This window comes from Nostoc sp. FACHB-190 (genome assembly GCF_014696905.1).
Taxonomy (GTDB): Bacteria; Cyanobacteriota; Cyanobacteriia; order Cyanobacteriales; family Nostocaceae; genus Nostoc_B.
Genome location: NZ_JACJQW010000065.1, coordinates 1 through 25,834, shown reverse-complemented (window position 1 = coordinate 25,834; position 25,834 = coordinate 1). Strand labels below are relative to the sequence as shown.

General features: G+C 39.5%; 18 protein-coding genes. 8 read left to right on the top strand and 10 right to left on the bottom strand.

The annotated features are described in order from the left end of the window. The first annotated feature begins 455 nt into the window (after nucleotides 1-455). Nucleotides 456-656, top strand: coding sequence for a hypothetical protein (locus H6G28_RS34110; protein WP_190677530.1), 201 nt, complete (start codon nucleotides 456-458; stop codon nucleotides 654-656). A gap of 262 nt (nucleotides 657-918) precedes the next feature. Here H6G28_RS34110 and H6G28_RS34105 read toward each other — a convergent pair whose 3' ends face one another. The 3 genes from H6G28_RS34105 to H6G28_RS34095 form a co-directional block, all read right to left on the bottom strand. Continuing rightward, the gene (locus H6G28_RS34105) at nucleotides 919-1,875 is read right to left on the bottom strand and encodes a tyrosine-type recombinase/integrase (protein ID WP_190677529.1); all 957 of its coding nucleotides are present in this window, start codon (nucleotides 1,873-1,875) and stop codon (nucleotides 919-921) included. A 64-nt stretch (nucleotides 1,876-1,939) separates the two neighbouring features. After that, complete coding sequence (locus tag H6G28_RS34100) at nucleotides 1,940-5,560, bottom strand: plasmid replication protein, CyRepA1 family (RefSeq protein WP_190677527.1); 3,621 nt, start codon at nucleotides 5,558-5,560, stop codon at nucleotides 1,940-1,942. A 507-nt stretch (nucleotides 5,561-6,067) separates the two neighbouring features. Continuing rightward, the gene (locus tag H6G28_RS34095; protein WP_190592987.1) at nucleotides 6,068-7,543 is read right to left on the bottom strand and encodes a helix-turn-helix domain-containing protein; all 1,476 of its coding nucleotides are present in this window, start codon (nucleotides 7,541-7,543) and stop codon (nucleotides 6,068-6,070) included. Between the two features lie 942 nt (nucleotides 7,544-8,485). Between H6G28_RS34095 and H6G28_RS34090 the strand changes: the two genes are divergently transcribed. After that, nucleotides 8,486-10,336 (top strand): protein kinase domain-containing protein, encoded by a 1,851-nt coding sequence (locus H6G28_RS34090; protein ID WP_190592986.1) that lies wholly within the window; start codon nucleotides 8,486-8,488, stop codon nucleotides 10,334-10,336. Between the two features lie 42 nt (nucleotides 10,337-10,378). Further along, nucleotides 10,379-11,395, top strand: a complete 1,017-nt coding sequence (locus H6G28_RS34085; RefSeq protein ID WP_190677525.1) for a hypothetical protein — start codon at nucleotides 10,379-10,381, stop codon at nucleotides 11,393-11,395. Nucleotides 11,396-11,400: 5 nt separating this feature from the next. Here the strand turns inward: H6G28_RS34085 and H6G28_RS37725 are convergent, their stop codons facing one another. Further along, complete coding sequence (locus H6G28_RS37725) at nucleotides 11,401-13,860, bottom strand: CHAT domain-containing protein (RefSeq protein WP_190592984.1); 2,460 nt, start codon at nucleotides 13,858-13,860, stop codon at nucleotides 11,401-11,403. Next, complete coding sequence (locus H6G28_RS34075; protein ID WP_190592983.1) at nucleotides 13,857-16,391, bottom strand: two-partner secretion domain-containing protein; 2,535 nt, start codon at nucleotides 16,389-16,391, stop codon at nucleotides 13,857-13,859. Before H6G28_RS34075 ends, H6G28_RS37725 begins: the two co-directional genes overlap by 4 nt. A 95-nt stretch (nucleotides 16,392-16,486) precedes the next feature. Here H6G28_RS34075 and H6G28_RS34070 point away from each other — a divergent pair, with 95 nt between their 5' ends. Next, on the top strand, nucleotides 16,487-17,824 hold the full coding sequence (locus H6G28_RS34070) for a cytochrome P450 (RefSeq protein ID WP_190592982.1): 1,338 nt from the start codon (nucleotides 16,487-16,489) through the stop codon (nucleotides 17,822-17,824). Here the strand turns inward: H6G28_RS34070 and H6G28_RS34065 are convergent. Both H6G28_RS34065 and H6G28_RS34060 read right to left on the bottom strand, forming a co-directional pair. Further along, nucleotides 17,806-19,503, bottom strand: a complete 1,698-nt coding sequence (locus tag H6G28_RS34065; protein ID WP_190592981.1) for a ShlB/FhaC/HecB family hemolysin secretion/activation protein — start codon at nucleotides 19,501-19,503, stop codon at nucleotides 17,806-17,808. The two genes, H6G28_RS34070 and H6G28_RS34065, sit on opposite strands and share 19 nt — an antisense overlap. A gap of 354 nt (nucleotides 19,504-19,857) precedes the next feature. Then, nucleotides 19,858-20,115: a hypothetical protein gene (locus tag H6G28_RS34060; RefSeq protein WP_190592980.1), complete on the bottom strand. Its 258-nt coding sequence runs from the start codon at nucleotides 20,113-20,115 to the stop codon at nucleotides 19,858-19,860. Between the two features lie 403 nt (nucleotides 20,116-20,518). Between H6G28_RS34060 and H6G28_RS34055 the strand changes: the two genes are divergently transcribed. Next, entirely contained in the window at nucleotides 20,519-21,475 is a 957-nt protein-coding gene (locus tag H6G28_RS34055; RefSeq protein WP_190677524.1) for a hypothetical protein, read from the top strand. A gap of 98 nt (nucleotides 21,476-21,573) precedes the next feature. Here H6G28_RS34055 and H6G28_RS34050 read toward each other — a convergent pair whose 3' ends face one another. After that, nucleotides 21,574-22,866, bottom strand: coding sequence for an RNA-guided endonuclease InsQ/TnpB family protein (locus tag H6G28_RS34050; protein ID WP_190677522.1), 1,293 nt, complete (start codon nucleotides 22,864-22,866; stop codon nucleotides 21,574-21,576). A 29-nt stretch (nucleotides 22,867-22,895) separates the two neighbouring features. Here H6G28_RS34050 and tnpA point away from each other — a divergent pair, with 29 nt between their 5' ends. The 3 genes from tnpA to H6G28_RS34035 all read left to right on the top strand — a co-directional run bounded on the left by tnpA (nucleotide 22,896) and on the right by H6G28_RS34035 (nucleotide 24,992). After that, on the top strand, nucleotides 22,896-23,306 hold the full coding sequence (gene tnpA, locus H6G28_RS34045; protein ID WP_190677519.1) for an IS200/IS605 family transposase: 411 nt from the start codon (nucleotides 22,896-22,898) through the stop codon (nucleotides 23,304-23,306). A gap of 24 nt (nucleotides 23,307-23,330) precedes the next feature. Then, nucleotides 23,331-23,510 carry a hypothetical protein gene (locus H6G28_RS34040; RefSeq protein ID WP_190677534.1) on the top strand — a complete coding sequence of 60 codons (180 nt, stop codon included), beginning with the start codon at nucleotides 23,331-23,333 and terminating at the stop codon, nucleotides 23,508-23,510. A gap of 273 nt (nucleotides 23,511-23,783) precedes the next feature. Next, on the top strand, nucleotides 23,784-24,992 hold the full coding sequence (locus H6G28_RS34035) for a thermonuclease family protein (protein ID WP_242054735.1): 1,209 nt from the start codon (nucleotides 23,784-23,786) through the stop codon (nucleotides 24,990-24,992). Nucleotides 24,993-25,064: 72 nt separating this feature from the next. Here H6G28_RS34035 and H6G28_RS34030 read toward each other — a convergent pair whose 3' ends face one another. Together H6G28_RS34030 and H6G28_RS34025 are read right to left on the bottom strand one after the other, a co-directional pair. Next, nucleotides 25,065-25,232 (bottom strand): hypothetical protein, encoded by a 168-nt coding sequence (locus H6G28_RS34030; RefSeq protein WP_190677516.1) that lies wholly within the window; start codon nucleotides 25,230-25,232, stop codon nucleotides 25,065-25,067. Between the two features lie 43 nt (nucleotides 25,233-25,275). Further along, nucleotides 25,276-25,626, bottom strand: a complete 351-nt coding sequence (locus H6G28_RS34025) for a hypothetical protein (RefSeq protein WP_190677514.1) — start codon at nucleotides 25,624-25,626, stop codon at nucleotides 25,276-25,278. Nucleotides 25,627-25,834: the final 208 nt, after the last annotated feature.

The following is a 25,834-nucleotide window of genomic DNA, read 5'->3' as shown; positions in this document are numbered from 1 at the left end:
GGTTTTTGCTGTCATGGTACTACTCAAGTGTACGATTTATTCGCCTTTAAACGTTGGCTAGTCTGTGTTTCTTCTATATTTTGCTAGTGCGTCGCCGCGCTAGTTAGAGGCTCTTTTCTTAATCCCAGCAGTGCCTAAACATTTTATACATTTTACTTGAATGTATGTTTTAGCGTAGGCGTAGCCCGCCATAGGCATCGCCTGGCCTTGGAGTAGCGCATCGTCACTCGTTTTTGCCCGACTTCAGAAAATCGCGTTGCTCCCAAGCGATCTCCCTTGCTTTTTTGGTGGCTATCCCTGCTTATATGACTATGGATTACTTATCAAAATATAACTGTGCGGAATATAATTTTCTAGAAGATTTAGAGCCGCGATGTCTACCAACCAACTTTCTTCATTAGTTTTGACCTTTTTTGAATTTAAAACGCAAAATTCACTGAGGAAGAAGAATTCTTTTGACGTTAAAACTCCACTTCACACCACTCAACCACGCCGTTGTAGGCAGTAACATCTTGGGTTCTCAAGTGCGGCGGCAGCGATTCATCATCAAATGTCAACGTTATCACATGAGTATCTTTGATGCTCAAAGAGCATTTTCTGATCTCGCTGACTCTCGCTGTCAACCCGCTTCTTGTGCCAATCAGATACTTAACTGATAATCCAATTTTCATCTGGGCAAGTGGTATGGCCATTGCTCATCTCCTGTTTCCGCAAAAGCAAACTCTTGAGCTTTATGACAATCATTTACAATCACAAACTTACCGTGTAGATGCTGTGTAGACAACTCTAGAGAAAGTCTTGCCCCGCTTGACTTTCAACAGACGTATCTGGTGAACAGCGTGTGTAGACGTGGTACAGAAAGCTGTATAGACAGTAAAAATTTATTTGAGTAGGGTTAGAATACCCACACCCTACACCCTATTTGTGACGACGAGTGTAAGGAAAATCCAAGTTTTCCACGGCAAGGCGTTTAGTTTCTTCGCCGCGACGGTCATACTTAGAAGTTGTTGCAGGTGAAGCGTGTCCGGCTAATTTCTGTACAGTCACAATATCTGTCCCAGAATCTAGCAAGTCTGAGCAAAATGTCCGGCGAAAGTCATGGGGAGAAAAAGACTCTACCCCTGATTCGGCAGCGCGTTTGCGAACAATCAGCAACACTGCTTGTGATGACATTCTCCTCAACTGTACCTCTCCACCTTTGCGAATCGGGCATAACAACGCTCCAGCTTTGCGACCACGAACACACAGCCAATCTTCAACCAGTGCCATTGCGCTTATCGGCAAATACACTGTCCGATCTTGATCACCTTTACCTTGTCGAACTTGTAATTCGCCATTACGGCTCAAGTCTTTTAAATCCAGATTTACCACTTCCGCCCGTCTTACCCCCGTACCGCGCAGTATGGCAATCAAAGCGGCATCTCTTACGCCCTGTGGTGTGGGGTCGTCAAGACATACCTTTAGCAGTGCGCCAATTTCTTCCGATGTCAACGCTCTGCCCTTGAGTTTTCTTTTGACTTTCACACTCTGAATATCTACAGCCTTAGCATAATCTTTTGCATCCATTAATTCCAGCCGCAGTGCTTCTTTGAGAACTCGGCGTAATGCACACAGCATTTTATTCGTTGTCGCTGGAGAATATTTTCGGGCTAAGGCAGTACGAATCGCCGCCGTGTGCTGATAGCGCAAAGCAGCCCAATTGAGCGTATAAGCATCACACTCCCCATTGGAAATCAAAGCTGCGATCGCATTGAGTGCTTGTTCCATTGTCCGTTGAGAACCATTTGCCAATGCTCCCAGGTAGACTGCCACTGGGTGAATGGTCAAAGGCGATGGAGTGGCTAGGGCTAATGATTGGACTGGCACGCGAGACATTTACTTATCAGAACACGCATTCTCATAAGTAAATTTTCCCATCCAAAGGGACAGCGCGATCGCCTTATGCTTCCATTGGCAACACCGATTCATCCAACCACTCATAAAACTGCGGCAGCGCAAGGGCAATCGCCTGCAATTCTTCTTGTGCTAAAGCCTCCAGTTGCAAAACAACGTGCCACCGCCAATCAGTGGCCCATCGCTTGAGAATGCCTTTGATAGCCTCGGCTCCTTTGGTAATACCAGAGCGAAGTATTTCTACACAGTGAAGTAGGGTAGTGCGATCAGATGAAGAGGTTTCGGGGCAGGGGGCAAAAATCTGTCTCCCCTGCTCCCCTGCTTTCAAGGAAGGCGTAGTATCCGCCCCCCCAACTAAGGGATTTCCTGTACCAATTAAGGGGGGGGTGGATACGGGAGAAGAAGCCGATTCAACCCCTTGTAATGACTGTGTTTGAGCGTAATCACTCCGTTGCTGTTGACGATGAGCGATAACTTTTAATGCAAAATCTAATTCGGATTTTGAAAGCGAGAACAATTTAACTTGTTGTCCACGTTTACCAGATTTACGAAAATCTAAACTTAGTCCCAACTGCGCGACTAAAGTGGCCAACAACCAAATCGGTTGACAATCACTAGGGATAGTAAACCCCAAAATTGCTTTAATGTGAGCAGCGCATTCTTTTGCTCTGTGGGTCAGATTTAATAGTTGTTCGTCGGCAGCAGTAATTTCTTCACCCGCTACTAATCGTTTGAGAATGTGGTGTAAACCTAAGTTAAATCGAGCTAACCACTTGGCGGAATAATTACTCCAATCCATACAAAAGGGTAGCTTGTTACGTTCAGCTAAATCTTTAGCACTGACAAATTCTGGGGGTGCGGGGTATTGTTGATTAGTCCGAGAATCCAGGATTGTCTCTTGGGATGGAGATAAGATAGCCTCTAAAGATGCGATCGCACCTATTAACCGACCGCCGTTGTCTTTTTCGACGAGAGATTCGGTGACTTCCACACCATAAGCATCGTGAATGCGAAACTTCTCACATTCAAAAAATTCGTCAGGTGAAAGATAATCCTTACTTTGCCGTGCGCGGTACTCACTCCTTGAGATGGTATTTGCTTTGGCGACAGACTGATGATGAGCAGCATCTAGAGCCTCAGCCGCATATTTTAAGGATTCCCAAGTTGCGACATCAATATGATCTCCGACTGGGACAATAGTATTACCCATGTCGGACAACAGTGATCTCAGGTCAGCCCGTAAGTTATTGATTGACTGGTGACGTGCAGCTTGAATTTGACAGTAAGCGTCTAATGCCCAATCTTTCTCAGCCCCGCGCTTACCTGTTTGCCGGTCGATTTTGATGAGAAAAGCAGTGATTTCATTCGTTTGAAGTATCCTTTCCTTGATTTTGGTGGGGTTGATTTCTTTGTAACCGAATGGTGGAAGAGGTGCTACCCAAACATGAATCGGCACTTTGGGACGATAACGCCACAGCTGTTGAGCGCATTCGGTGGCAGTTTGGGAAACTGCATGAAAGACACCGAATACTAAATCAAAATGATATTGTGAGATGTCAACACCAGTACCCAGACTAGGCGAAGTTAGAAGTACATCTATATTCTTGACAGCGTTGGTGATGTCCTTAATGAAGGCCACATTCTCATCACTGCCGGAATTATCAGAATGTACAGACCAAACTCGTAAAGATTTATGGGTGTGGGAATGAGGTGGTTTTAGAGATAAAGTAGCAGCTTCTTGATCCTGTGGTATTGGGTCAGACTCTAAAATCTGTATACTCAAAGATTTGTCAAGTTTCTTGATGAATCGTTTAGAATCCGAAACCACCATGACTTTTTGACCCATCATGATTGCCGCCGAGATTTGCGCCACCAACGCGGAAGAATCCATCCCCTCATACCAATAGATGGTGCGCTCTCCATTCTTCCATTCATTTTTAATAATGTATGGTTGCTCCCCAACTGGTCGCATGGCCATGAAAAAATCAATGGTGATGTCATCCATGTGTGCGTCAGCGATGACAACTAAAGGCGCATTGTAAACAATATGTTCTAATACAGACAGTATGAGTGCGCGATGTTCCTTGCAAGTATTACTGTGCAGTAGGTGTGTCAGGTATTGGCAAGTTTCGTCAATGAAAATACAGCCGTAAGTTAGGGCCTGGGTGTTTAACTTATATAAACTGTCGATGGTAATGCTGAGGGCTTGTGCTTGGGTCATGCCAGCATAACCAAGGTCAGAATACATCAAGGTTTTCAAACGTTCTGCCAGATTTTTCAGCAGATTCACCCGATGCCCGTTGTTGAGAAATCTTTGGTCAGGGTGAGCATCACGCCACCAACGCATTAATTCGGTTTTCCCCGTACCCATGTCAGAAATCAGTACCACTAAGCCTGTTTTTGGGAAGATAATACTTTTGGGTTGTGGCTGTTGTCTCAATTTTTTGAGCTTGTACTTGATTTTTCCGCGATGACCTGGGGGTATTTCCTCTGGTTGCTCTGGCTGCTCTGACTGCTCTGGCTGAGGCAGAAAATCAAAAGGTTTTTCTGGCTTTTGGGTTTGTAATACACATACTGTCTGTTGTGGTATGTTGGTTGTTTCTTTGTCCTGAACTGCAACTGCTTGGGTTAAATATTTTGTATTGATCAGCGCATCTGGTCTATACTTTCTCAGTCCCCGGTGCTTGATGAGGAACAATTGCTGATAATCTTTCAATGAGTGAGCATCATCAATAATTGCTGTCAACAGTGCATTGGCATCATCACCTCTAGCAACCACAAAATCATCAACGCCTTTCTCCGACCCTGGCAGCAGTGCCACCTCACAAGCACAGCCAACAGCCTCAATTGTTTTACCAGTTCTTACAGTTGCTTGATAAACCGACCAACGGGTGTTGGGTTTGGTTTCGTAGTCAAACAGAATAATGAATTTTCGCCCCTTCTGTGCCAGTGGTAATAAGTCAGGATGCAGCCTTTCGTCAAAATCTTTCTTTCCCACTCGTCCGTTCCAGATACCAGGGAGGGCGATCGCCGCAAATCCTAAACTGAGTAAACAGGCCGCCTTCTTCTCGCCTTCGCACAGAATTATAGGTATTTCGGGGTGTCGCTGTACCCACTCCCAGAACAGTATTGGATGCAGTCTGTCTTGTAATCGCAGCGCCAGGGGGCAGTGGTAGCGTTTGATATTGTAACGTTTTGCCACCGAATCCCAAATACAGTTGGGGATGTCAAAATAAGTAACACGGTTTGGGACTTTTGGCGGTGACTCGTACTTTACGGGCTTACCTTTTTCCCCGTCAATACGCGGGTTGGTGGGTTTGAGTCGTCCCCACTCCATTGGTTCCCAGTTTTGTTGCGGGTCAACTCCCGATATCCACATCCCTCCAGTGGTGAGATGTTGGTACGCTTTTAAAAAACCATCTGTCACTCGTCCAGCATTTTTTCGGGGGATAGCTGGGGATATGAACAAATAACTATATACGGTTTCTCCTTCGATATGCCGGAAATTTCGGGCAATTATCTCAGGATGAATTGCACTGGCAACAGCCAATTCATGATACTCGGCTGCTGTTAGATTATTGGGGTATTCAGAAAATGTACTATCTGAAATTTCAGATAACACTTGCGCTCCAATCCCCGATTCTTGGGGGTATTGGTTATTTAACACAGTAGATTCCTCTGATAGCTATGATTTTCAGCTTCAGAGAGAGGTTTTCACACTGCTTTATAAAAATTTACATAATGAAATTATAAATTTTTTGCCAAAATGCAAAAAAGTAGCCAGCAAAAAGTAGCTGTACTTGTGCCTTTGTCGCTATAATGGCAAAGTAAAGCAGCGTGGGTGTTTTCCTGACAAGTTAGTGGTTTTCAGTCGCCAAACTTTCGGCCACTTTCTTAGTCATTCCAATAGCAACCCCGCTCTGGAATTATTGAATTATCTAATTTCCGGGCAAGGCCAACTCCTTAGTAGGTTTTGCCCTTTAAATCGTTTATATTTTTTTACCTCCTTTGATGACCAGCTTGATCTTACAGAACATTGGTTATTTTCGCATCTAGCAAGATTTTGATTGTTAAGTTGTCGTTACCTCCAGTTTTATTTGGTTTTCCTCAAGCTGCCCTTGGCGTTGATTCTGTCTTGGGCTTGCGCTCGAAAACTTGTATGTCGGGTTTGCCTTCATGATGCGTTTGCTGGTGATGGAAAAGCATTAGCAGGCAACAACCCTAATGAATTTTGGGTAATGTATTTTTTGACTACGGGTTGTAAAGTGAAGCTAATTTCCTTAGTGTTGGGGTCTTTCATACTCTCAACTAATGAAAATCTTTCAAGGTTTTCTAAGGCTTTAATTATTGTTGAAGTGGAAGCAGAGTTATCATATTGAGAATTGATTTCAATCAATAAATTATTGAAGCTAAGAAAACTTACATCTAAAGATATTCTCTCTGCCAAGTAAACCATGATGTATCGTTCAAGCGGAGTCAAGACTTCACTAAAAGTTTCATCAAGCATTGACTGAAACTCATCGGTAATAAAAGTTGTTTTGTGCTGATAAAATTTTTCTGCACTTCCAGCAAAAAAATATTTAATTCGTTGGGCTACTGCTTGTAATTCTGCAACATTACCACGATAAGTATAAATTATGTCGAGTAATTTATCTTGATCTGTTAAGCCTTGATCAGTCAAGAATTGCCTTGCAGATTCTGTGTCTAATCCTTCCAATCGAAAGCAAGTAATAGCTTGTTTATATTTCAAGACAGTATTTAAATCGCTGGGAAAAACACGACAATTTAATATGAAGCGGCTTTGATGTTCTTCCTCTAATAAACGTCGTATCAGTATTTTATACTCTAGGCGTTGCTCTAAATTGGAAGCTCTGAATAAAGCTTCAAAGCCATCTAGAACGACTAAACAACGGTGTGAATGTAAATGCTTAATTAAAACAGTAATAATTGCTTGTGTTTGGTCAGGTAAAACTATAGATGGTTCTATTGGGTGGATTAGCTTAATTAAATCAGCCACTAGATCCTGAATTGGTACTGGATGAGTAATTGATTTCCAGATGAGAAAATCAAATTTTTGTGAAGATTCTAAGCTAATATCCGATAAAAGTTTTGCAGATAAAGTACTCTTGCCAATTCCAGGAACTCCGGTAATGGGTACACAGCGATAGTCGCTAATTAACTTTTTTAACTGCAATAGTTCTTGTTTTCTACCATAAAAAACAGATGTGTCAGGAGGCTGACCTTTGATAGAACCTGAACCTTCACTGTTAATGTCAGAGGATAGGTCTGAATTAGAATACTTTCTGACAGCTTGCTCTAACAGAAATCGCGCCTTTCGCTTAATTACTGGTTCCCCTAGAACTTCAGAAAGCAAAGTCCATAGCTGAGGAGCTACGCGACGTTGTAGATAATTGCCAGCGTATGTTGTTTGCTGGGCTATTATTTCAGAAAAATCCTGACTATTCCATGCTCCCTTCAGTACAACAATCTCAGCCTCAGACAAATATCGTCGTTTTTGGGTAAAAACTAAATTGTTAACTGTTGTTACAGCTTCTTCAAAAGTTACAGATGGCAAAGATGGTGAATCAGAGGACTGCTGTTCTTTTGGAAGAATGAGAGGTTTTCTCCCACGTCTAACAAGCAAAACCATAGGTTTACTCTTACCCTAAGTCACAACTCATAGTATTGGTTTTTCACGAATAGATGTTAGATGTATTTTACATTGATGTAACATATTTTGTGCAAGTGCGAAGATAAATTTGCTTTATCTATGTCTAAAGTTGTAGTTTTTCCAAGTCCTCTTAGTTTCGCGGTCAACATGAAAGGCTTAAGTCACTATAAATGTTACTTAAAGTAACCTAAAACAATAATTATGTATCACTAAAAAGAAAAAATAGCAATACTAGTGAAGAAGATTTTTGATAAGAAGGCATAACTAAAAAACTATACCTTTACCCAAAACTTGACAGCAACGACAAGCTGAAGCTTCCAGTAGTTGGGTTCTCAAAGACAAATCTGTATGCTGGACAGCACAAGCAATACGGGTCGGATAACAATACTTTTCGGTTAAGCTCTCATCCTGTCAAAAATGGAGCAGGTTGCACACTTGAAACCATGATAACTTCGTGAGTAAAAGTCACTCCTAATTCCTTAACCGAGAGGTATTGGGTCGGATAAGAAATTTATTCATGGAGCATCAAGAGAGGCAAGCAGAAAATTTTCTCTCCCTGCTCAACCTAAGATTTATAAAAAAATATTAAGAAAACTTAAATAAAGTAGCTGTACTTTTCAGCTAAACAGTGCTTTGTTGGTTGTAATAAAAACCTTGCTAGGCAAGTGCTTTACTTGAGTTTACCAAAAAAATCGAAAGGCTATTATTTAAAAGAGAGTAACCTCTATATTCCCTTTTTAGGATGAATCGACGAACGCCTATGCTCCTGCTGTGTGAAAACACTAGTTATATAAAAAGCTATATATGGGGAATTACCAGTAGATATTTTATTAAGTAATTAAAACTCTAAGTTTGAAAATCAAAATTTTGATAATCATTTAGATAAAATTACTAATTTAAAAAATTAAAATCTAAAATAATATGTCATATTACTGTATAAATCCTCTTTGTGATAAACGTGAAAATCCTGATAGCACTGATACTTGTCTAGGTTGCGGGAAGTCTTTATTAATTAACAATCGAATTCGCCTATTAAAGCCGCTAAGAGAATTGAGTGATAATCCATTTACTTATAATGAAATTTTTGAAATAGAAGATAAAGGAACAGAATGGATTACTGTACCAAAAGTGCGAGTGATGAAAATTGTCAGGTGGACTTCTTCTAAAGCAATTCAATTAATTGAGCGAGAAGCTCTGGCTTTATCATTAATAGATTGTGAAAATATACCACAGACGAATGGTTCAGAAGATTTCTTTACTTATCGTCCTGAGAATAGTCCTTTCATGCTTAGATGTTTAATCATGGACAAAATAGAAGGACAAGACCTAGAAAAATGGATAAACTCTCACCAACCCATTTCACAATCTGTAGCACTTGAGTGGTTAAAGCAGTTAGTAGAAATTTTAGAAAAAATACATAATTCAGGTTTTTTTCATAGAGATATTAAACCTGCAAACATAATGCTCAAACCAAATGGGCAATTAGCATTGATTGATTTTGGAACAGCACGGCAAATAACAGATACTTATCTAACAAAAGTTGGTGCTAATCGAGGGGCAGGTAAAAATGCTGGAGATAATGAAATTACAATTATAATTTCGCATTTTTATACACCATTAGAACAAATTTATGGAAAAGCTGTACCGCAGTCTGATTTTTATGCTCTGGGGCGAACTTTTGTTCGTATGATGACGGGAGTTCGTCTAATGGATTTACCTACAAATCGACACACAGAGAAACTGATATGGAGAGATAAAGCACTACAAATTGATAAACCTTTGGCAGATATTATTGATAGCTTGATGGCTCCCACTCCTGGAAAACGTCCAGCAGATACTAAAATTATTTTACAGAGAATAGAAAAAATTAATGAGCAAAATAAATTTTACAGATTAACAAAATCTAAAGCATTTAGAATTAGTATTTGGCTCGGATTATTGATTTTGGGAACTACGGCATATTTTCAAATATTCTTACCTTTAAGAGCTAAAAGTCTAGTGGTTCAAGGAGAACAAGCTGAATCAGCTAATAATTCTCAGGGCGCACAAAAATTGTTTGATTCAGCTATAAAAATAAGTCCTCAAGTGAGGAATTATATTGCAAATTTTTATTTTGATAAAGCGGCTCGTAGCACCAAGAACTTAGAAGATGCCAAGAAATATTATTCTATATCGATAAAATATAATAATCAAGATGTGGACACCTATACTAATTTAGCTTTTGTCTGCCAATTGCTAAAAGATTATGATTGTGCTACTAGTAATTATTCTAAAGCTTTGCAAATAAACCCCACCTGGGAAGGATATTTTGGGTTGGGAACTTTGTACGATGACATGGGTGAAAAAGACTTGGCAGAGCAACAGTACAATGTTGCTCTAAAATTTAATAAGCAAGCAGCCCAAGTCTTGAACAATTTATCACGATTGAAAAATTTAAAAGGTGACTATGATGCAGCGATCGCTTTAGCAGGAGAAGGATTAAAAAACACTCAAATGCCAAAATTACAAGCTGCATTGTACAAAAATCTGGGATGGGCAAAGTTAAAACATAAGAAATTACAAGAAGCCCAGCAATATTTAAAAAAAGCTGAACAATTAGATATCCAAAGAGCAGATGTTCACTGTCTAAAAGCACAAATATACGATATTTTGGAAGATAGTGATAACTCATTTCTTGCTTGGGAAGCTTGTCTGACACTTGATTCTGACCTACCGGAAGTATTTAACTGGCGAGATAGTTTATTACAGCGAATAATTAAAAAAAATCGTTAGTTATTATAGTAAACTAAAAGTTAGGGTTTTACTTTTCAAAAAATGGCTCGGACTCCGGTTTACTTTTTTTATATTCCTCGATTTATAGCAGTATCAACAACTCTATCAACTCTAATTTTAGTTACTTCATTATTTGCTAGTACCAGCGTCTGGAGTCAGCAAATATTAGAAAAAAGAATGTGTGCAGAACCAAGTGGGCGAATTTATAGTAGAAATGATCGTACTTGGAGAGTAGGAAGAAAAATATGCTTAGGTGAAAAAATAGAGCCGAATGGTAGTCCGGTCAGGGTTCTCTGCTATCTGAATCGACAGTTTATAACTATAGAGCGTAGCACAAGATTTGACAAGGAAATATGCGATCACCCCGCCAAAGAATCCATGCAGTGTTCAGTGGTAAATGTCCTACTTTGCCCACGCAATTTTAAAGGGCCAGAAGATGAACCTAATTCGCCAGCTTTAATAAGTCCCTACGGAAATTCGATTATCAACAATAAGCCGGATATTTCGTGGCGAGCAGTGGCGGATGCTGATAGCTATACAGTAGTGCTAAAAGGTAATAAGGTTGATTGGGAGGTACAAGTAAAGACTAATACTACCGTTATCCCTTACCCAAAAGAGCAAAAAGAATTGCTGTATGGGAATGCTTACAATATTACGATAATCGCCAATCGTGGTAGTAAACGTCTAAGTTTTAGCTCTTCGGTAGTATCTCTTTTACCTTTAAATAAGGTTCAGGATATTTCAGCAAAAGTGCAGCAAGTAAAAGTCCTGGGGTTGCCACCTGATGAGGAGGCGGCGCTTGATCTGGATACTGTATTTATGTCCGAGTTTCTTTTAGACGAGACTATCAAAGAATTGAAAACGCGGATTATAGCTGGTAGTCAAGATCCCACAATCTTTAGGGTACTAGGCGATCGCTATGTAGGTGCGTTATTACTGGAACAAGCGCAACAAAGCTACACGAAAGCAGAACAGTTAGCAAAGAAAAATGGGAACGAAGTTGAATTGAAAAAAATAGAATTAGGTTTCAAAACATTGCAGCAGTTGCGAGAGCGTTGACCACATCATAGCCAAGCACCAACTAATAGAAAAGCTGCCCAATTAAAGGGATGTTGATATTTAGGGTTTAATAACATCTGTAATTGTGCTTGGCGTAAAGCTTCGGACTTAGTTAAATTATTTTTTAATCCTTTATAAAATATTTTCATAAGTAAAGCTGTTGAATCGGCATCTACCTGCCAGAGACTAGCAATCGTACTTCTAGCTCCTGCTTGTGCGGCCACACCAGCAATGCCCAAGGCTGATCTTTTGTTTCCTTTTGCTGTTTGACAGGCGCTTAAAACCAACAACTCAAGCCCTGCTTTTTTCGACTGCTGCATTTTTTCTTTAAGCAAATCATTGAATTCTAAAATAGTAATAGGTTTGTCCCAAGCCAAAATCATTGTTTTGTCAGCAAGAGAGCTAAATTGAGCGTGAGTTGTTAAATGAATTATCGGAAAGTTATCTGTAGTCAGTTCTTTATCCAGCATGGAACTAACAAATTGCTCGTTCAATAATATCTTTGTAGAAGTAATTTCTTCTTTGATGCTGGCTATTTCTGCTTCAACCCCTGGTAGTGGCTTGAGTCCTTCAGGGGCGTTGGCAGCAGAAAAACTTGGTGATTCCTTACTAATTCCTGCAACTAAAGCCCGTAATTGTGAAGAATCTAAAAATTTAGGGAATTGGATTTTTGATCCCATCGTATAGGTGATGGCATAGTGTGTAATAAGATAACTATTGCCATCGTGAAGTATACCCATAGGTATACTTTGAAAGGTTGTATCTAAAGTGAAAACTAAGATTTTTGAAGAGGCTAAATTTTGGATAGGTGCAATCAATAATTTATAAAGTATTTGGCAGTCAGATAGAATTGTTTCTTCTGTGGTATAGGCGAAATTTCTACTTTGCAAAATTTCCAAAATATTGTTAATATGTTCTCTAATTAAAGTCGAATCAATCGAGTGATGATGGATTGAGTTAGACGACTGAGAAATCACTTCCAATGTATCAACTAAGTCGATTATATGAATAATTGTTGAATCTGAATCCTTAATTTCATTTAAAGATACAAGATTGAGTTTGCCGCATTGAAGATAATTTTCTAATTCTGTAATTTTAAATTCTTCGTTTGTTAGAATTACTTTTTGGTAGTCAGGATTAGACTTTGCTATTAATAGTCGAAGGTAATTGCGGTACACAGGTTCAATTTTTTCATTAAAAAAGAATTGAGTATCTGGATTAGTACTTAAGAGATTTCCTCGAACTTGCTGCAAATTCGTGATAGCAGCTTCGTAAAAGTGAGAAGCTTCTTTAAATTTTCCTTGCTGCCCGTATAAATCCGCTAATTGCTGCTGCCATTGATAAGCAATGTCCCACGCTTGAATTGATTGAGCAAATCCCAAAGCTTTATTAAAGTATATTTCTGATTTCCCTGGATTAAGTTTACCCAAAGTTCCCCAGCAGAAAGATTGTAAAAGTTTGTTATCAAGGCTTTCAGCAGTTGTTAGTGCTGATTCCGCAAACTGTATAGCTATATGCTGTAATTGTTTGTCTGTAGTTTTGTATAAATTATTAGCAAAATCAATCTTGGCGTAAACTGATTGACTAGCAGATAGTTCGTCAAATAAGGAATAATTTTGGAAGATTAGAGCTATTAAGTTTTGGATTTTCTGGCTAATATTTTTTTTATTTACGAAATCCTGGTTTTTCTGTAAGTTTACCCATTCCTGAAAATTCAATAGTAATGATAAATTGTTTAATTGAGATTTTAGTTTTATGTCTTTTGGCGTATTTTCTAGATTGTTTATTTGTTGATAAAGCTTGAGAGCAGAAAGTGCATTGTTTTGAATTTCGTCTATAGTATCTTTTTTTAAAATTAATTCTTCTATCCATTTATATTGTGATATTGAACGGTAATATTTTGATTTTTTAGTATTCGCCAAAGATAACAAGAAAAAATTAAAATATGGGTTTGGGGTTTGTGATTGAATAATTTCTTGTAAAACTGCCTCAGATTCGTTTAAATTCCCCAGTAGCCGTAAAACTTCTGCTAAATTTTGTAGTGCCAACAAATTTACTGGAGTAAGTTTTATCTTATGAATTGCTAAATACAGTTTTTGGGGGTCTTGATTTTTAAAAGAAGTTGGAGAGTAAGTTGATTTGCTTATTCTCAAGGCTTCCAAGAGAACATCAAAAGCATTAAGGTATAAACCTAGTCCCTGTAATGCGAGACTCTGGTTAACTAAATTTCCCGTAACGCCATCCTCAAAACCTAATTGGCGATAAAGTTTTGTTGCTTCCTTCCAATCCTGAATCGCTAATAGATATTGTCCTTTATTTAATAAAATATGCCCACTTTGTGTCAATAACTCAGCTTGCTGTTGCTTACTGATTTTGTTAGTAGCTAAAACTTTAACTGGCTTTAATATTGTTATAAAAAAACTTGAAGCCCCACAAAGTAAATATCTACGCCTTGTAATTTTCACTGTTGGCTCCGTTTATTTGTTGATGTATAGGCGGTAAAGCAAGAATTGTCTGATGAAGCTTCCGTTGTTCCAACAAATTTAGAAGGAGAAGCCGATAAAATAATTTCTCCTGATTTGCTTATTACTACTGATTGTGCTTCTACAATTGGTAGAATGCCTTGATTTGGTAATTTTTCCAAATCATTATCAGCAACAGATATAGCAACATTGGGCGACCATCCATTATTGTTAGAAATTTGGGAGTCAAGGTTGCGTGGTGCGCTCCCTGTTCCAATAATCACGAATTTGCTGGGAGAACCTGAATTTGGATTCCCCTGGCAAGATGCAGTAATTTTAGGATCTGCTTGAATTTGTATTGGCTCTACTTGAGCAGGATCAAGCTGTTCATATAACGCTTCAAGCTCAACCCTGCCATCGATTCCCAATTGGGAACTTGCTGAAACGAAGCTGTCATTTGAGAAGAAAAATCCTTTAGTTTTGATAGATACGTTACCGCCTTGTCCTCTGAATGCATTGGCTGTGATACTGCTATTGCCGAATCCAGTGATCGTGTCTGCGTTAATTGTAAGGTTACCACCGTTGCCGTTACCACCGGCTGTTGTAGTGATAGTGCTATTGCCTAATACTAATTTTGTGACGTTCAGAGCAATGTTGCCTCCTTCGCCTGATCGGGTGGATGCGGTAATAGAGCTATTGTTTAAAGATGCGGAGTTAGCGACGATCCCAAGTGTACCTGCATCTTTTGTACTGTCATTCCTAACTCCAATTTGAGCATTATTTTCTAAGATTAAATTACCGGTTCTAATAAAAACATTTCCAGATAAAGCATCTGAGGGTTGCCTGAGATTGTATATGTAATTTACAAAAGGATCACTAGAGCCTACAGATGAGGATATTCTACTAGGATTTAAAGAAGGATTTACTAATCCTGAGCCACTAAGATAGACTGTTTCAGAAGAATTGATATTTACATTCCCGGAGTTACCTGTTCGTAAACCAGACGCGGAAATTGCAGCTCCGTTTTCAACAATTAATTGCTTTGTATTAATGCTTATGTTACCAGCATCACCAGAAGAAATAGAGAGCGATGAAATATTGCTTGGAGAAAATGTAGGAACAGGTTCTGTTCCGTAGGCAAACAAAACTAAGTCAGAATGTCCACCTGAAACTTTTAAGGTTTCAGAAGCATTTATTGTTATTTTTCCTCCCTGCCCTTCTCCAAACGTAAAAGAGCTTAAAGATCCTCCATCTTGAATTACCAATTTTTTGGTTGATATTGTTACATCACCTGCATTACCTGAACCATAAGTTATAGTTCCAAACACAGAAGCAACTCCAGAGCTTTCATTGATTGCTACGCTTTTTATTTCTGTTAATTCTGACGAATTTACTGTTAGATTTCCACTTCTTCCAGGTCCAAAAGTGAGAGTAGAAACAACTTCAGAATCTTGAGCGATTATCTTGGGGGCAGAGAGAAATATATCCGCCCCTTGTCCAAAAATAGTTGCAGTAATAATACCTCGATTAACTCTTCTTATACCAAGAAAGGGCTGTACGTTAAACGAAGTTATTCCTGTTAGATTTAGCGTATCCGTTGCATTTACACTAATAGCTCCTGGAGTAGGAGATGCAAAATTCGCAATTAAGGCCAACGAGGCATCTGTAAAAGTTACATTTTTACCGTGAATAGAAATATTTCCTTGTGCAAAGCCACTTGTATCCAACAAAGATTGTTTATTAAAGCTAATGTTTTTAAACTCATGGACTCCTGTATAGTTCCAATCGTTAGAAAGCTTAACTGTACCGTTGTTAATAGCACCTATAGCAATCTGCCCAGAAGGAACAGTAACTAATCCACCGTCAAAAACTACCTCCCCACCTATTAAAGCAAAGGTTCTACCTGGTTGTAAGCGTAATCCTTCACTTTGACCTGATTCCAATAAAGTAATTGAAGCAGCTACTTGATTACCGATGATAAACTGGTTGTGTCCAGCCCCTTGCACTATTATAGGAGCCGATGAATTTGTGGTAAATTCTAATCCTAGAGGTACATTTATGCTTAATAGTGAATTATTTTGAGGGATTGTAGTACTAAATTTAATACCATCGGAAAAATTAAGACTGTTAGCTGTACTTGCCAAGAAAGAGCCACCTACTTGTAAACGTGCATTCTTACCAAATAAAATTCCATTGGAATTGATTAAAAATAAGTTTGCATTACCATTAGTTCTAATTGTTCCATCAATTACTGAGCTTGATATGCCTGTTACACGGGTAATGATGTTTTCAATATTTACGGAATTATTGAAAAAAGCAGTTTTTCCAGTAGAGATAGAAAAATCGCTAAAACTGTGATATAAATTTCTCCCAACCTGAGTTCCCCCGTCAATTATTATACTACTACCTTGATTGTTGATGGTAGAACTTGCTGGAAGTGTCTTGTCTGGAATAATTTGCGCTGATGCAGGAGTAAATTTAACAGTATCAAAAGTTAATAATAATACAATTATAGTACTGTTTATTTTGCTCATCGTTAATTTTTAGGTCTTGTAAAATCTTTTACTAAAAAGCTGCTGCTAAAAATAAAATAAAATATTTGTAGGTTAAAAATCAAGAAAATATTACAATGTACTTACCTGATGGCCCAAAAACTTCTGTATTAATACAAAATATTCAGTTTTTACTTCGACCATTAGAAACTTTAGATAGTTGGCAACAGGAATATGGGGATACTTTTAGGCTTAGAGGGAATGAAATGCCGCCTCTTATTTACTTTAGTAGCCCGGAAGCAATACAGAAAATTTTCACATCCGAACCGGAGTATCTTGGTTCTATACAAAAAAGTGATTTAGTGAAACTCTTGTTAGGAGAAAATTCCATAATTTTTCTTGGGGATGAACGCCACCATCGTCAACGGCGGATGTTATTACCCCCCTTTCATTCGGAACGAATGCGTTGGTATAGTCAGGTTATTTGCGAAATAACTGAAGAAGTTATAAATCGATTATCTCCTGGAAGTTTTTTTATAGTTCAGTTAGTTGTAAAGGAAATTTCTATGCGTGTGATCCTTAATGTCGTATTTGGATTGCAAGCAGGTGAACGTCAAAATAAAATACGGTGTATAGTAAATTCCCTTTTTGAGAGTTTTGATAATCCCCTAAGTCAAGTTTTGTGGTCTTTTCTTCCTATTATAAAAAATTGGGGTATATTGAATCCACAATCGCGCTTAATAGACCAGCTAGATCAAGAGATATATGCTCTTATTGCTGAACGTAAAATGTCAAAAGCTAGAGATAAAGATATTTTGAGTATGCTTATCGAAGCAAGAGATGAGTTTGGTAAAGCAATGACGGACATTGAGCTTCGAGACTCTTTGGTAACTTTATTATTTGCTGGATATGAAACAACTGTTTCCGCTATCTCATGGGCATTATATTGGAGTCATTACTTACCTGAAATTCAAGCAAGGCTTTTGTTTGAACTTCGAGCAAACTCTAATAAAGATAAAAATGAAGTAGCTCGATTGCCGTATCTAAATGCGGTATGTTCTGAAACATTACGACTTTATCCAATAGCTTTAAATGCGTTTGCACGATTCGTAAAGCAGCCGATAGAAATTGCAGGATATTACCTAGAACCTCCAACAATTGTTAATGTCTCAGTTTATTTGGCACATCAAAGGCAAGAAGTGTACCGAGAGCCTAAAAAGTTCATACCGGAGAGATTCTTAGAACGCCAGTTTTCCCCGTATGAATATTTGCCGTTTGGTGGAGGTAGTCGCAGATGTGTTGGCGCTGCCTTGGCGCAGCTTCAAATCAAACTTGTATTAGCAACTATTCTCTCTCGTCTTCAATTGAGTTTGGTGAGCAATCAGGCTCTTAAGCCTGTTAGGAGAGGAATTATTATGTCCCCACCTAGTTTAGAAATGATTGTGAAGGGAATTGATCAAAAAGGATTGTATTGAATCTGGAAATAAATCCCGTTTTCTTGTAAGGTTTGTCTTGGCGAGTCTACAGACATCAAAGGAAGACCCCAATCGAGTTGAGCAAAGAAGCGATCTCCCTGTGACCAACGTAACCCTAAGCCAGTAGAAGCCAGGGTATTAGTACTATTGTTAGAGGTACTATTCCATACAATACCAATATCAGTAAAGTATATGCCTTGCAACTTAGCGTTGATTTGAGGTAAGCGAAAAATAGGAAATTGGATCTCTGCGGAAGCGAAAGTGCCATTATTGCCCAGCAACAAGTCTTGGCGATAGCCTCGTACACTACTTAAACCCCCTAAGCCGAACTGCTCTAGAGATACAAGATTTGTAGTTGACAGTTGCGAACTGAAACGAAGCAGAACTAAAGTATCGGGAGCTAGAAGTTGCGCCCATTGGGATTGTAATTCCCACGAGAAAAAGCGACTGTCAGGTGCGGTGGGATTGACGGTGGCATTAAAAGCGCCAATGCCTAAATTAAATTGCGATCGCAGAGCAAAAGCTTGTCGGCTGTTCCGAACAGTCCACTCTTGAAAGAATCGGAGAGCCGAGATTCTGGTACGCCCTTCATTGTCAGATCCAGGCTGAGGAAAAGGAATACGTTGTTGTAGAGGCACGAAACTAATTTCAGTTTCGCGCCGAGATGCAGTCAGTCCAAGAGCAAATTCTTCGTTGACAGAGCGAATTATCGGCTGGCGAAACGTAAGTTCGTAAAATTGTGAGCCAGATTTTATGTCAAGACTGCTGAAGGGATTTTCGATTACTCTACCTTCAAAAATGCCGTAATTAAAAGAGAGAGTGCCTTCATGAGGGTTTAGAGGGATGCTGTAGGCAACATTCAGAAAATTACTTCCCTCTGTATTGCTGTAAGCGATATTTAGCCCGTCCCCAAGCCCCAGCAAATTAGCCTCTTTTAATTGCAATTGCCTTTGTAAGTCGCCAACACTGGGTGATCGCTGGTTGTCGAAAGACAGTTGGGTGCTAAAAGTTTTTGCCTCCGTAATCTCAACAACTAGTAGAAGTTCCCCAGGCAGATTCCCGGCTCGTAAGTCTGCGGATAAATTTTTGATCAAGGGATCTATTCTTAATAGTTGTAAAGACTTCACCAAAACTTCTTTGTTGAGCGGGCCGAGATTAGAGGCTGCTATGCGACTCCGAATATAGCCAGGATTTAGGCGTTTTGTGCCGATAACTTCAATATCTCTATCTTTGAGCTTGGTTTCAATGATTTGAATTTTAACAACCCCGTCCTGAATTTTTTGCGGCGGAATATAAGCACCAGACTGGATGTACCCTTTACTGAGGTACAAATCACTGATTTTCTTTCTAGCCTGATACAAGTCAGCAAGCGTGACCGGGCGATTAGTGTATTTTTCAAGAATTTGATCTAAGACTTTTTTGCTGAAAACTGTACCACCAATAACTTCAAATTTAGAAACAGTGAAAGTTTCTTGATTCGTATCAAATTCTTCTTCGGGCGTGGTAGAAGGGGTTGGAGCAGGAAGATTTGGAAGGGTGGGTATTGGCTGAGGCTCCTGATTTGGTAGGGGAGTAGTTGAAGGTGGTTGAACGTCTCGCGGAATGCTGTTAATCTGAGCTTTCACACTACAGTCAAACAGGGCTAACACAATGAAAGCCCCAAAAAACTTGCTAATCATTTATGCTGAATTTAGAGAGAAAGTATGATTGAAATCACTAAAACTTTCTAAAACAATATTTCCAGTATTTTCCACTATTTCAAATCATATAAAATTCAGCAATCGAAGAACAAGATTTTAAGACTGAACTTAAGAGTTTTAAAGAGTCAAGCAAATATGATGTGAACTCTCAATTCCTTATAATAGGTGAATTTCGATATTTCAAAGTTTTTCTTAGTAACAAGAAAAAGCTAAAATATATTTTAAGTTGAATCATGTTGATATCAATGTAGTAGAAGCTCACAAAATTAGCCGATAAAAATCTGCTGCCATTAATAAGGAAAAAAATTATTGCAACTATCACAAGATAGATTATCAATCACAAAAACTATCAACCCGCAAATCGCGCCAGACATCAGAAACCTGCCAGCCGGAGTTACCCACAGACTGAACCGGAGGATTGTCTAACAATGGAATGTAGTTAGGTTCAGGCTCTGGGACGACGGGTACAGGTTGCTCGATTGCAGGTGGTGTCAGAGGAACAGTCTCAGACTGGAGAAGTTGGTCTTCGGCTAACTCGATTTCCCGCATCTGTCTGAGAGTAAGCTTGTCAGATTTTTTGATAATTTTCATGAGAGTTAAAAAATGTAAAAAGTAGTGGTGAAAAAGAGCTAATTACCCAAATGAGAAGTAGACATAGCTTTTGAATCAGTTCCAGAAAGAATGTAAAAGCTCTGATTAAAATCAGGACTAAAATCACACAGGATAACTAGAATACAACAGATTAAGGAGAAATACGAGTGGTCTGTCCAGTCCTAATCCGGTTCTCAGACCAGATATGCAGTAAACATAATCATGTGATGACGGCTTGAAATTTAAATTGAATACACGATCACAAGCAGCAGAAATGCAAAGATATAAGAAGCATTGAAAAACCCCAACCTTAGCTAAGGAGTGGGGCTGGAATAATAAAGACTATTCTCATGATGACACAAAGGAACACTTATCTCAGCCATGCCGGACTGGAGGTGGGGTAATGAACAACCCATCTTCTAGACGCAAAAAGACCACCGCCGTAACGAGCGCAACTCCAAAGCCAACAAAAAAGCAGCCCAAACAAGAAGAACCAGAGGTAGTAACTGTTGAAGTGGCGGTTGTTGAAGTTCCAGAATTAACGCAGGAGGAAAAGAGCGATCGCGTTAGGTTAGAAGAAAAAGTTGAGACAGCGTTTTACGAAGCGGGTCGTGCTTTGAGAGAACTGCGAGATCGCCGTCTCTACCGTTCAACGCACAAAACATTTGAGGAATATTGCAAAGATAGATTTGGGTTTGAGCGTCGTCATCCCTACAGATTAATTGAGGCGGCAGATGTTGTAGATAATCTGAAAATGTGTCCAAATTGGACACAAAATAATGCTGTGTTCAAAACAGTAACTGTAGAATCTGTTGCTATACCAGTCCTGCCAACTAGTGAAGGACAGGTACGGCCACTGACAACACTAGAACCACAGCAGCAGCAGAAAGCATGGCTCAAAGCAGTCGAAGCCGTTGGGGGTAAAGTTCCTTCTGGGCGTGTAGTCAAAGATATTGTAGATAAAATTCGAGAGCGAACAAAAGTACCGAATCCCTACCGCGAAGGCGAAATCTGCATACTTGTTCCAAAGGACAACCCAGATTTACGAGGTAAGGGCGGATGCTGGGGTGTAATAATTCATGTTGGCGATTACAGTTGCACTGTTCAAACTTGGGACGGGGAATACACAGTCAAAATTGAACACCTGAAATCCTTAGAACTGCTGGATGATGATTGTAAATCAATGCAACAGTTATGTATGCGATTGCGGCGATTGCATCAAGTGGCAGACCATGACCCGGCTGTGGATTGGCTGTTGCAGGGGTTGGGGAAACAGGCGAAGCCGTATTTGTCAGGGTTGCAGGCGAGGATATTAGGGGCGATGGAACGGGAGTATAAGCTTGAGGAAAGAAAAAAGTGAGCCACCTCCCAGAAATCAGGATTGATACTGTACTTTGTTTGAAAGGCAGTGTCTTAATGGTCTTTTACACACCTGGACAATGGTGACGTTCTCTCCCGTTAACCTTGCGGTATAACAGGAGCTTCTAATCTAGAACTAGATAGTTGAGAACCATCAAATTCCAAAAAAGCTTCGCGCTTCACAGGCTGGGTAATCCCAAAGCCTCCACGCGCAGACAAGATGAGTCCCACCTCGCTAATTGCCCGATTTAAAATATTGACTGCGGCATTCTCATCTCTATCCATCAATAACCCGCATTTCGGACAATGATGCAAACGAACAGAGAGAGTTTTCGGGACTTTGCAACCGCAGCCGGAACAATTCTGGCTCGTAGAATGAGGGTTAACTTTCACGACTCGGACACCGCGTTTGACCGCCACTGCTTCCAAGATATTGAGAAATGCTCCCCATGCAGCATCCAGAATTGATTTACTCAATTTTGTTCTAGCAAGACCTTTGATATTCAGGTCTTCTACGGCGATGAAATCAAAATTTTTGACTAATTTGTGTGCTGTTTTATAGTGAAAATCTTTCCTAGTACGCTCAATTTTTTGATGAATCCGGGCTATGTGGTTTTTCTTTTTAGCTTGTCTTCGAGAGCCTTTTTGTTGACGAGCCAGTTGCCGTTGTTGTCGTGCTAGGTGATGTTGAGTACGGCGATAAATCTGTGGAATAGGTACTGTATCACCATCTGATGTTGTCAAAAATTCTTTTAGCCCAACATCAACCCCTACAGCAGATTTAACCTCATCAAGAGGTAATAATTGTGGCACAGAATTATCTTGCATGGAAAGGCAGCAGTACCATCCATCTGCTTTACACACAATCGTACAAGTTTTGAGTACAAAACCGAATGGTAGTGGTCGGTGCAGTCGGACTGGCATTTCACCAATTTTGCTCAGTTTCAATATGCCGTCTTTGAGGTTAGCACCTGCCTTTGGGCAATTCACTCGTGGATAAACAAAAGACCTTAATTCTCCTGGCTTTTTGAATCTAGGACGACCACCACGTTTTCCTGATGTGTCAGGAATTAACCACCGTTCGCACGCTTGATTTAAACGCTGCAAATTGATTTGCTGAGATTCTGCCCAGATATTTTTGTAATCGGGAAACAGTATCTTTGTGTGCTTTAAATCTGCTTGCTGAGTATAGTAATTAACTCTTTGAGGGATTTCTCCAATTGGTTCACTGACTATTGAACATCGGTCAATTTGACAACGACTTCTGCTGAGTGCATCTAACCTCTGCCCCAATGCGTAATTCCAATGACGACGTAGTAGCTCTAATGTATTTGACATTAAAGCTATTTGCGCGGCACTGGGTAAAATTCGGTAGCAGTAAGTTAAAATCATAATGTCAGTATATCATTTATTGCTCATCGATGGAAGAGTTGTATGATAAAGGTTTTCGCTCTGTTTACTCTCTTACTGCTCATATAATTTTTGTGACTAAATATAGAAAAAAAGTCATTAATCACCAGATGCTATCTAGGCTGGCAGATATATTTCACGATACCTGTACCAAATGGGAATGCACATTAGTAGAATTTAATGGTGAAGTTGATCATGTACATTTACTCATTCGTTACCATCCACAAATTGAATTGTGCAAATTTATTGCTAACCTCAAAACTGTCTCTAGCAGGTTAATTCGTAAAGAGTTTGAATCTATCTTGAGCAAGGTGTACACAAAACCTGTGTTGTGGACAGGTTCTTACTTCGTCGCTAGTTGTGGTGGGGTCACAGTTGAACAGTTAAAACAATATGTGCAACAACAATCACCCCCGAAATAAGGATTTACTTTGCTCAGTTATCAAATGTTTGCCTCAATTCCCCACCCATCAACCTTCTGGTATGATGGGCGACCCCTTGAAGCTTTTGGTTGGCAGTTTCGGATCATCAGCCGCACAGGAGGTATATTCGGTGAGATGAAAATCTACTACACTTCTGAGGCGGCATTGCGGGTGGGTCGGGAGTGGCTAAGAGATGAAAAGTAGGGTATCTCGGCGGCCACCCAAGTAAGGCGATCGCTTAATCTAAAATGTAGTGGTTTAATCTCTAATAGGGATTAAGAGAAATTGCAACCTTTGTAAAGAAGGCAAAAAAGCTATTATTCTGGGTTTAATCCGATAAAAGATAAAAGTAGTCCAATTGTCAAAACCAGCGATGTAGCCTTGTTTACATTCAGCACTTCTAGCACAATTATTATTTATTGCTGATTTTGGGTACTATAAAGTCGCTGATATTCAGTAATGTGTTTAACTGCAATTATGAATGCACCCATACTGCTTTTTCTAGATATTAATGGTGTGATTGATGTAGAAGATACTGACGTGCAAGGAGAAAATTTACCTCAAGAGTATTCGACAGTTCACCCAGTTCCAGGCGCAAAAGAATTTTTACAAGTGATAGATAGCTGTAGCTGGATACATCCAGTTTGGATTTCTACTTGGGGAAAGCAATCACAAGCATGGAATAAGTGGGCAAAAACTCGTTGTTGGCCTTGGGCTTACCCATTAGATAGTGATGAAAGACACCAAGCACTAGAGCTAATTGGGCATGGAAGCGATAAATATTTAGCAGCAAGATGGTACAGCCGTGATTGGCAGCATCGTATTGTGTGGATAGAAGATGGATTTTGGCTCTCTAGTTCGTATGACGGTTCTATGGGAGCAGCTGTAAAATGGGCAGAGAATAATTCTAACGTTAAATTAATTGATACTGCACCAACTGTTAAACAACATCGGCAAGGATGTAAGAAAGGAATAAGGCATTGGAATATTGAGCAAATTTGTGATGTTTTGGATATTCAACAAAGCCGAGAGATATTGTTAAATCAGATTAAAGCCCCTGTTACAGAAGAGTTAGCAGAAGTTTCAGAATTAACAAATGTTGCAGAGCCAGTAGTAGCTAACTCAATTGATAATTCCAAGGCATATCTTCAAGAGCCGCCAGTTCAAAAGCAAGTAAACACATCAGGGAGAACTGGAACTATTATAGGAGCCATCGCTGCTATAGCAGCAATTATAGAAATTGTAATTATCAGCGTGTTAATTTTTCAGAGAGAGTTATCTAAATCTGTCGCGCTTACAGAAAAATGGACGGTTGCGGAGGTAATTGGTGGCGATACGATGCTAGTTCATCAAACCAACGGCAACCGAATGCTTGTTCGATTATGTGGAATCAATGCCAGAGAAAGCAGTGTTGCCTCTGCTCATAAGTTGCGATCGCTAGTAGCGGCAGCCCAAAATCAGGTGATGATTATTCCCGTGAAAAAAGATATCGATGAATATATGATTGCCGAGGTAATGGCAAAAAATTCGGGTGAAGCTGAAATCAGTTTCCAAGAGGAATTGCTCAAAGGTGGTTTGGCGAAAATTAGTAACTCTGGGTTAGAATGCCCAAACAGGATAGCTTTTGAGAATGCCCAGAGGATAGGAAAGTCATCCCAAGTTGGGGTATGGAAACAAGTCAAATAAAATTTGCATTAGCAGTACGGAAGAAGTGTCTGGAGTGGATAAGAGATAAAGGGTAATGGGTGTGATCGCCAGCTAATTTTCTGTTGCGTAAATCTTCACAAATAGCTGAGAATTCATCGTTAAAAAATCTGGATCTGGGTTAGTAAAACCACCAGGACAAAGTGCTGTTACTTCTTGTAGATGTCGCAAACATTTGTCCCAGAGTTCATCAAATGTAAGTAATGTTTGGGTTGCAATCATAATCATCCTCACAACGCCAAAAGTTGTTGAGAGAACCGCATATTTAAAACTCCAATAGTTGAATGTATGCGTCCAATGCAGCAATAGCCGGATGAAGCTGCGGTTGAGACTTCAGACCATTGCAGATAATCGCAGTAGTCCAAAGTTCAGTAAAAGTAAAGCCGATGCTGGATTGTCGAGCAGCGCAGTGATTGATGATGGTCAACAGCAGAAAGTTCAATTGTCTTAAAATTAAATCTTCACTGTTGATATAACGCCAAGGATGGGAATAAAAGCATTCTTCAACTTGGGGTAAAATCCTGACTTTGAATCGATAATCTCGTTCTGTAGCTTGACATTCATCTGGCGCAAGAGTAGCCCATTGATGAAGCAGTTTTTGGTAGATGGTACTCATATTTTGATTTCCAGCTATAGCAATCCTAAACTACTTATGAGAAAATACGGAGAGAGTAAGAGAGTAAATTATATAACAAGCAAGCAGTTGTGGTCATGTGGATACAGTGGTTAGAAGATTTTATCAAAAATAGTCAAGAACAACGTGAAATCAAGCGAGCTACAGCAGTCAAAATGCTGTTATATGGATATAAGCATGAAGAAATAAT

Coding starts and splice junctions, on each gene's coding strand:
- H6G28_RS34105 (WP_190677529.1), bottom strand. CDS start 1,875: ATGTCTCGCGTGCCAGTCCAATCATTAGCCCTAGCCACTCCATCGCCT.
- H6G28_RS34095 (WP_190592987.1), bottom strand. CDS start 7,543: ATGGTTTTGCTTGTTAGACGTGGGAGAAAACCTCTCATTCTTCCAAAA.
- H6G28_RS34090 (WP_190592986.1), top strand. CDS start 8,486: ATGTCATATTACTGTATAAATCCTCTTTGTGATAAACGTGAAAATCCT.
- H6G28_RS34085 (WP_190677525.1), top strand. CDS start 10,379: ATGGCTCGGACTCCGGTTTACTTTTTTTATATTCCTCGATTTATAGCA.
- H6G28_RS34075 (WP_190592983.1), bottom strand. CDS start 16,391: ATGAGCAAAATAAACAGTACTATAATTGTATTATTATTAACTTTTGAT.
- H6G28_RS34070 (WP_190592982.1), top strand. CDS start 16,487: ATGTACTTACCTGATGGCCCAAAAACTTCTGTATTAATACAAAATATT.
- H6G28_RS34065 (WP_190592981.1), bottom strand. CDS start 19,503: ATGATTAGCAAGTTTTTTGGGGCTTTCATTGTGTTAGCCCTGTTTGAC.
- H6G28_RS34060 (WP_190592980.1), bottom strand. CDS start 20,115: ATGAAAATTATCAAAAAATCTGACAAGCTTACTCTCAGACAGATGCGG.
- H6G28_RS34055 (WP_190677524.1), top strand. CDS start 20,519: ATGAACAACCCATCTTCTAGACGCAAAAAGACCACCGCCGTAACGAGC.
- H6G28_RS34050 (WP_190677522.1), bottom strand. CDS start 22,866: ATGATTTTAACTTACTGCTACCGAATTTTACCCAGTGCCGCGCAAATA.
- tnpA (WP_190677519.1), top strand. CDS start 22,896: ATGGAAGAGTTGTATGATAAAGGTTTTCGCTCTGTTTACTCTCTTACT.
- H6G28_RS34040 (WP_190677534.1), top strand. CDS start 23,331: ATGTTTGCCTCAATTCCCCACCCATCAACCTTCTGGTATGATGGGCGA.
- H6G28_RS34035 (WP_242054735.1), top strand. CDS start 23,784: ATGAATGCACCCATACTGCTTTTTCTAGATATTAATGGTGTGATTGAT.
- H6G28_RS34030 (WP_190677516.1), bottom strand. CDS start 25,232: ATGATTGCAACCCAAACATTACTTACATTTGATGAACTCTGGGACAAA.
- H6G28_RS34025 (WP_190677514.1), bottom strand. CDS start 25,626: ATGAGTACCATCTACCAAAAACTGCTTCATCAATGGGCTACTCTTGCG.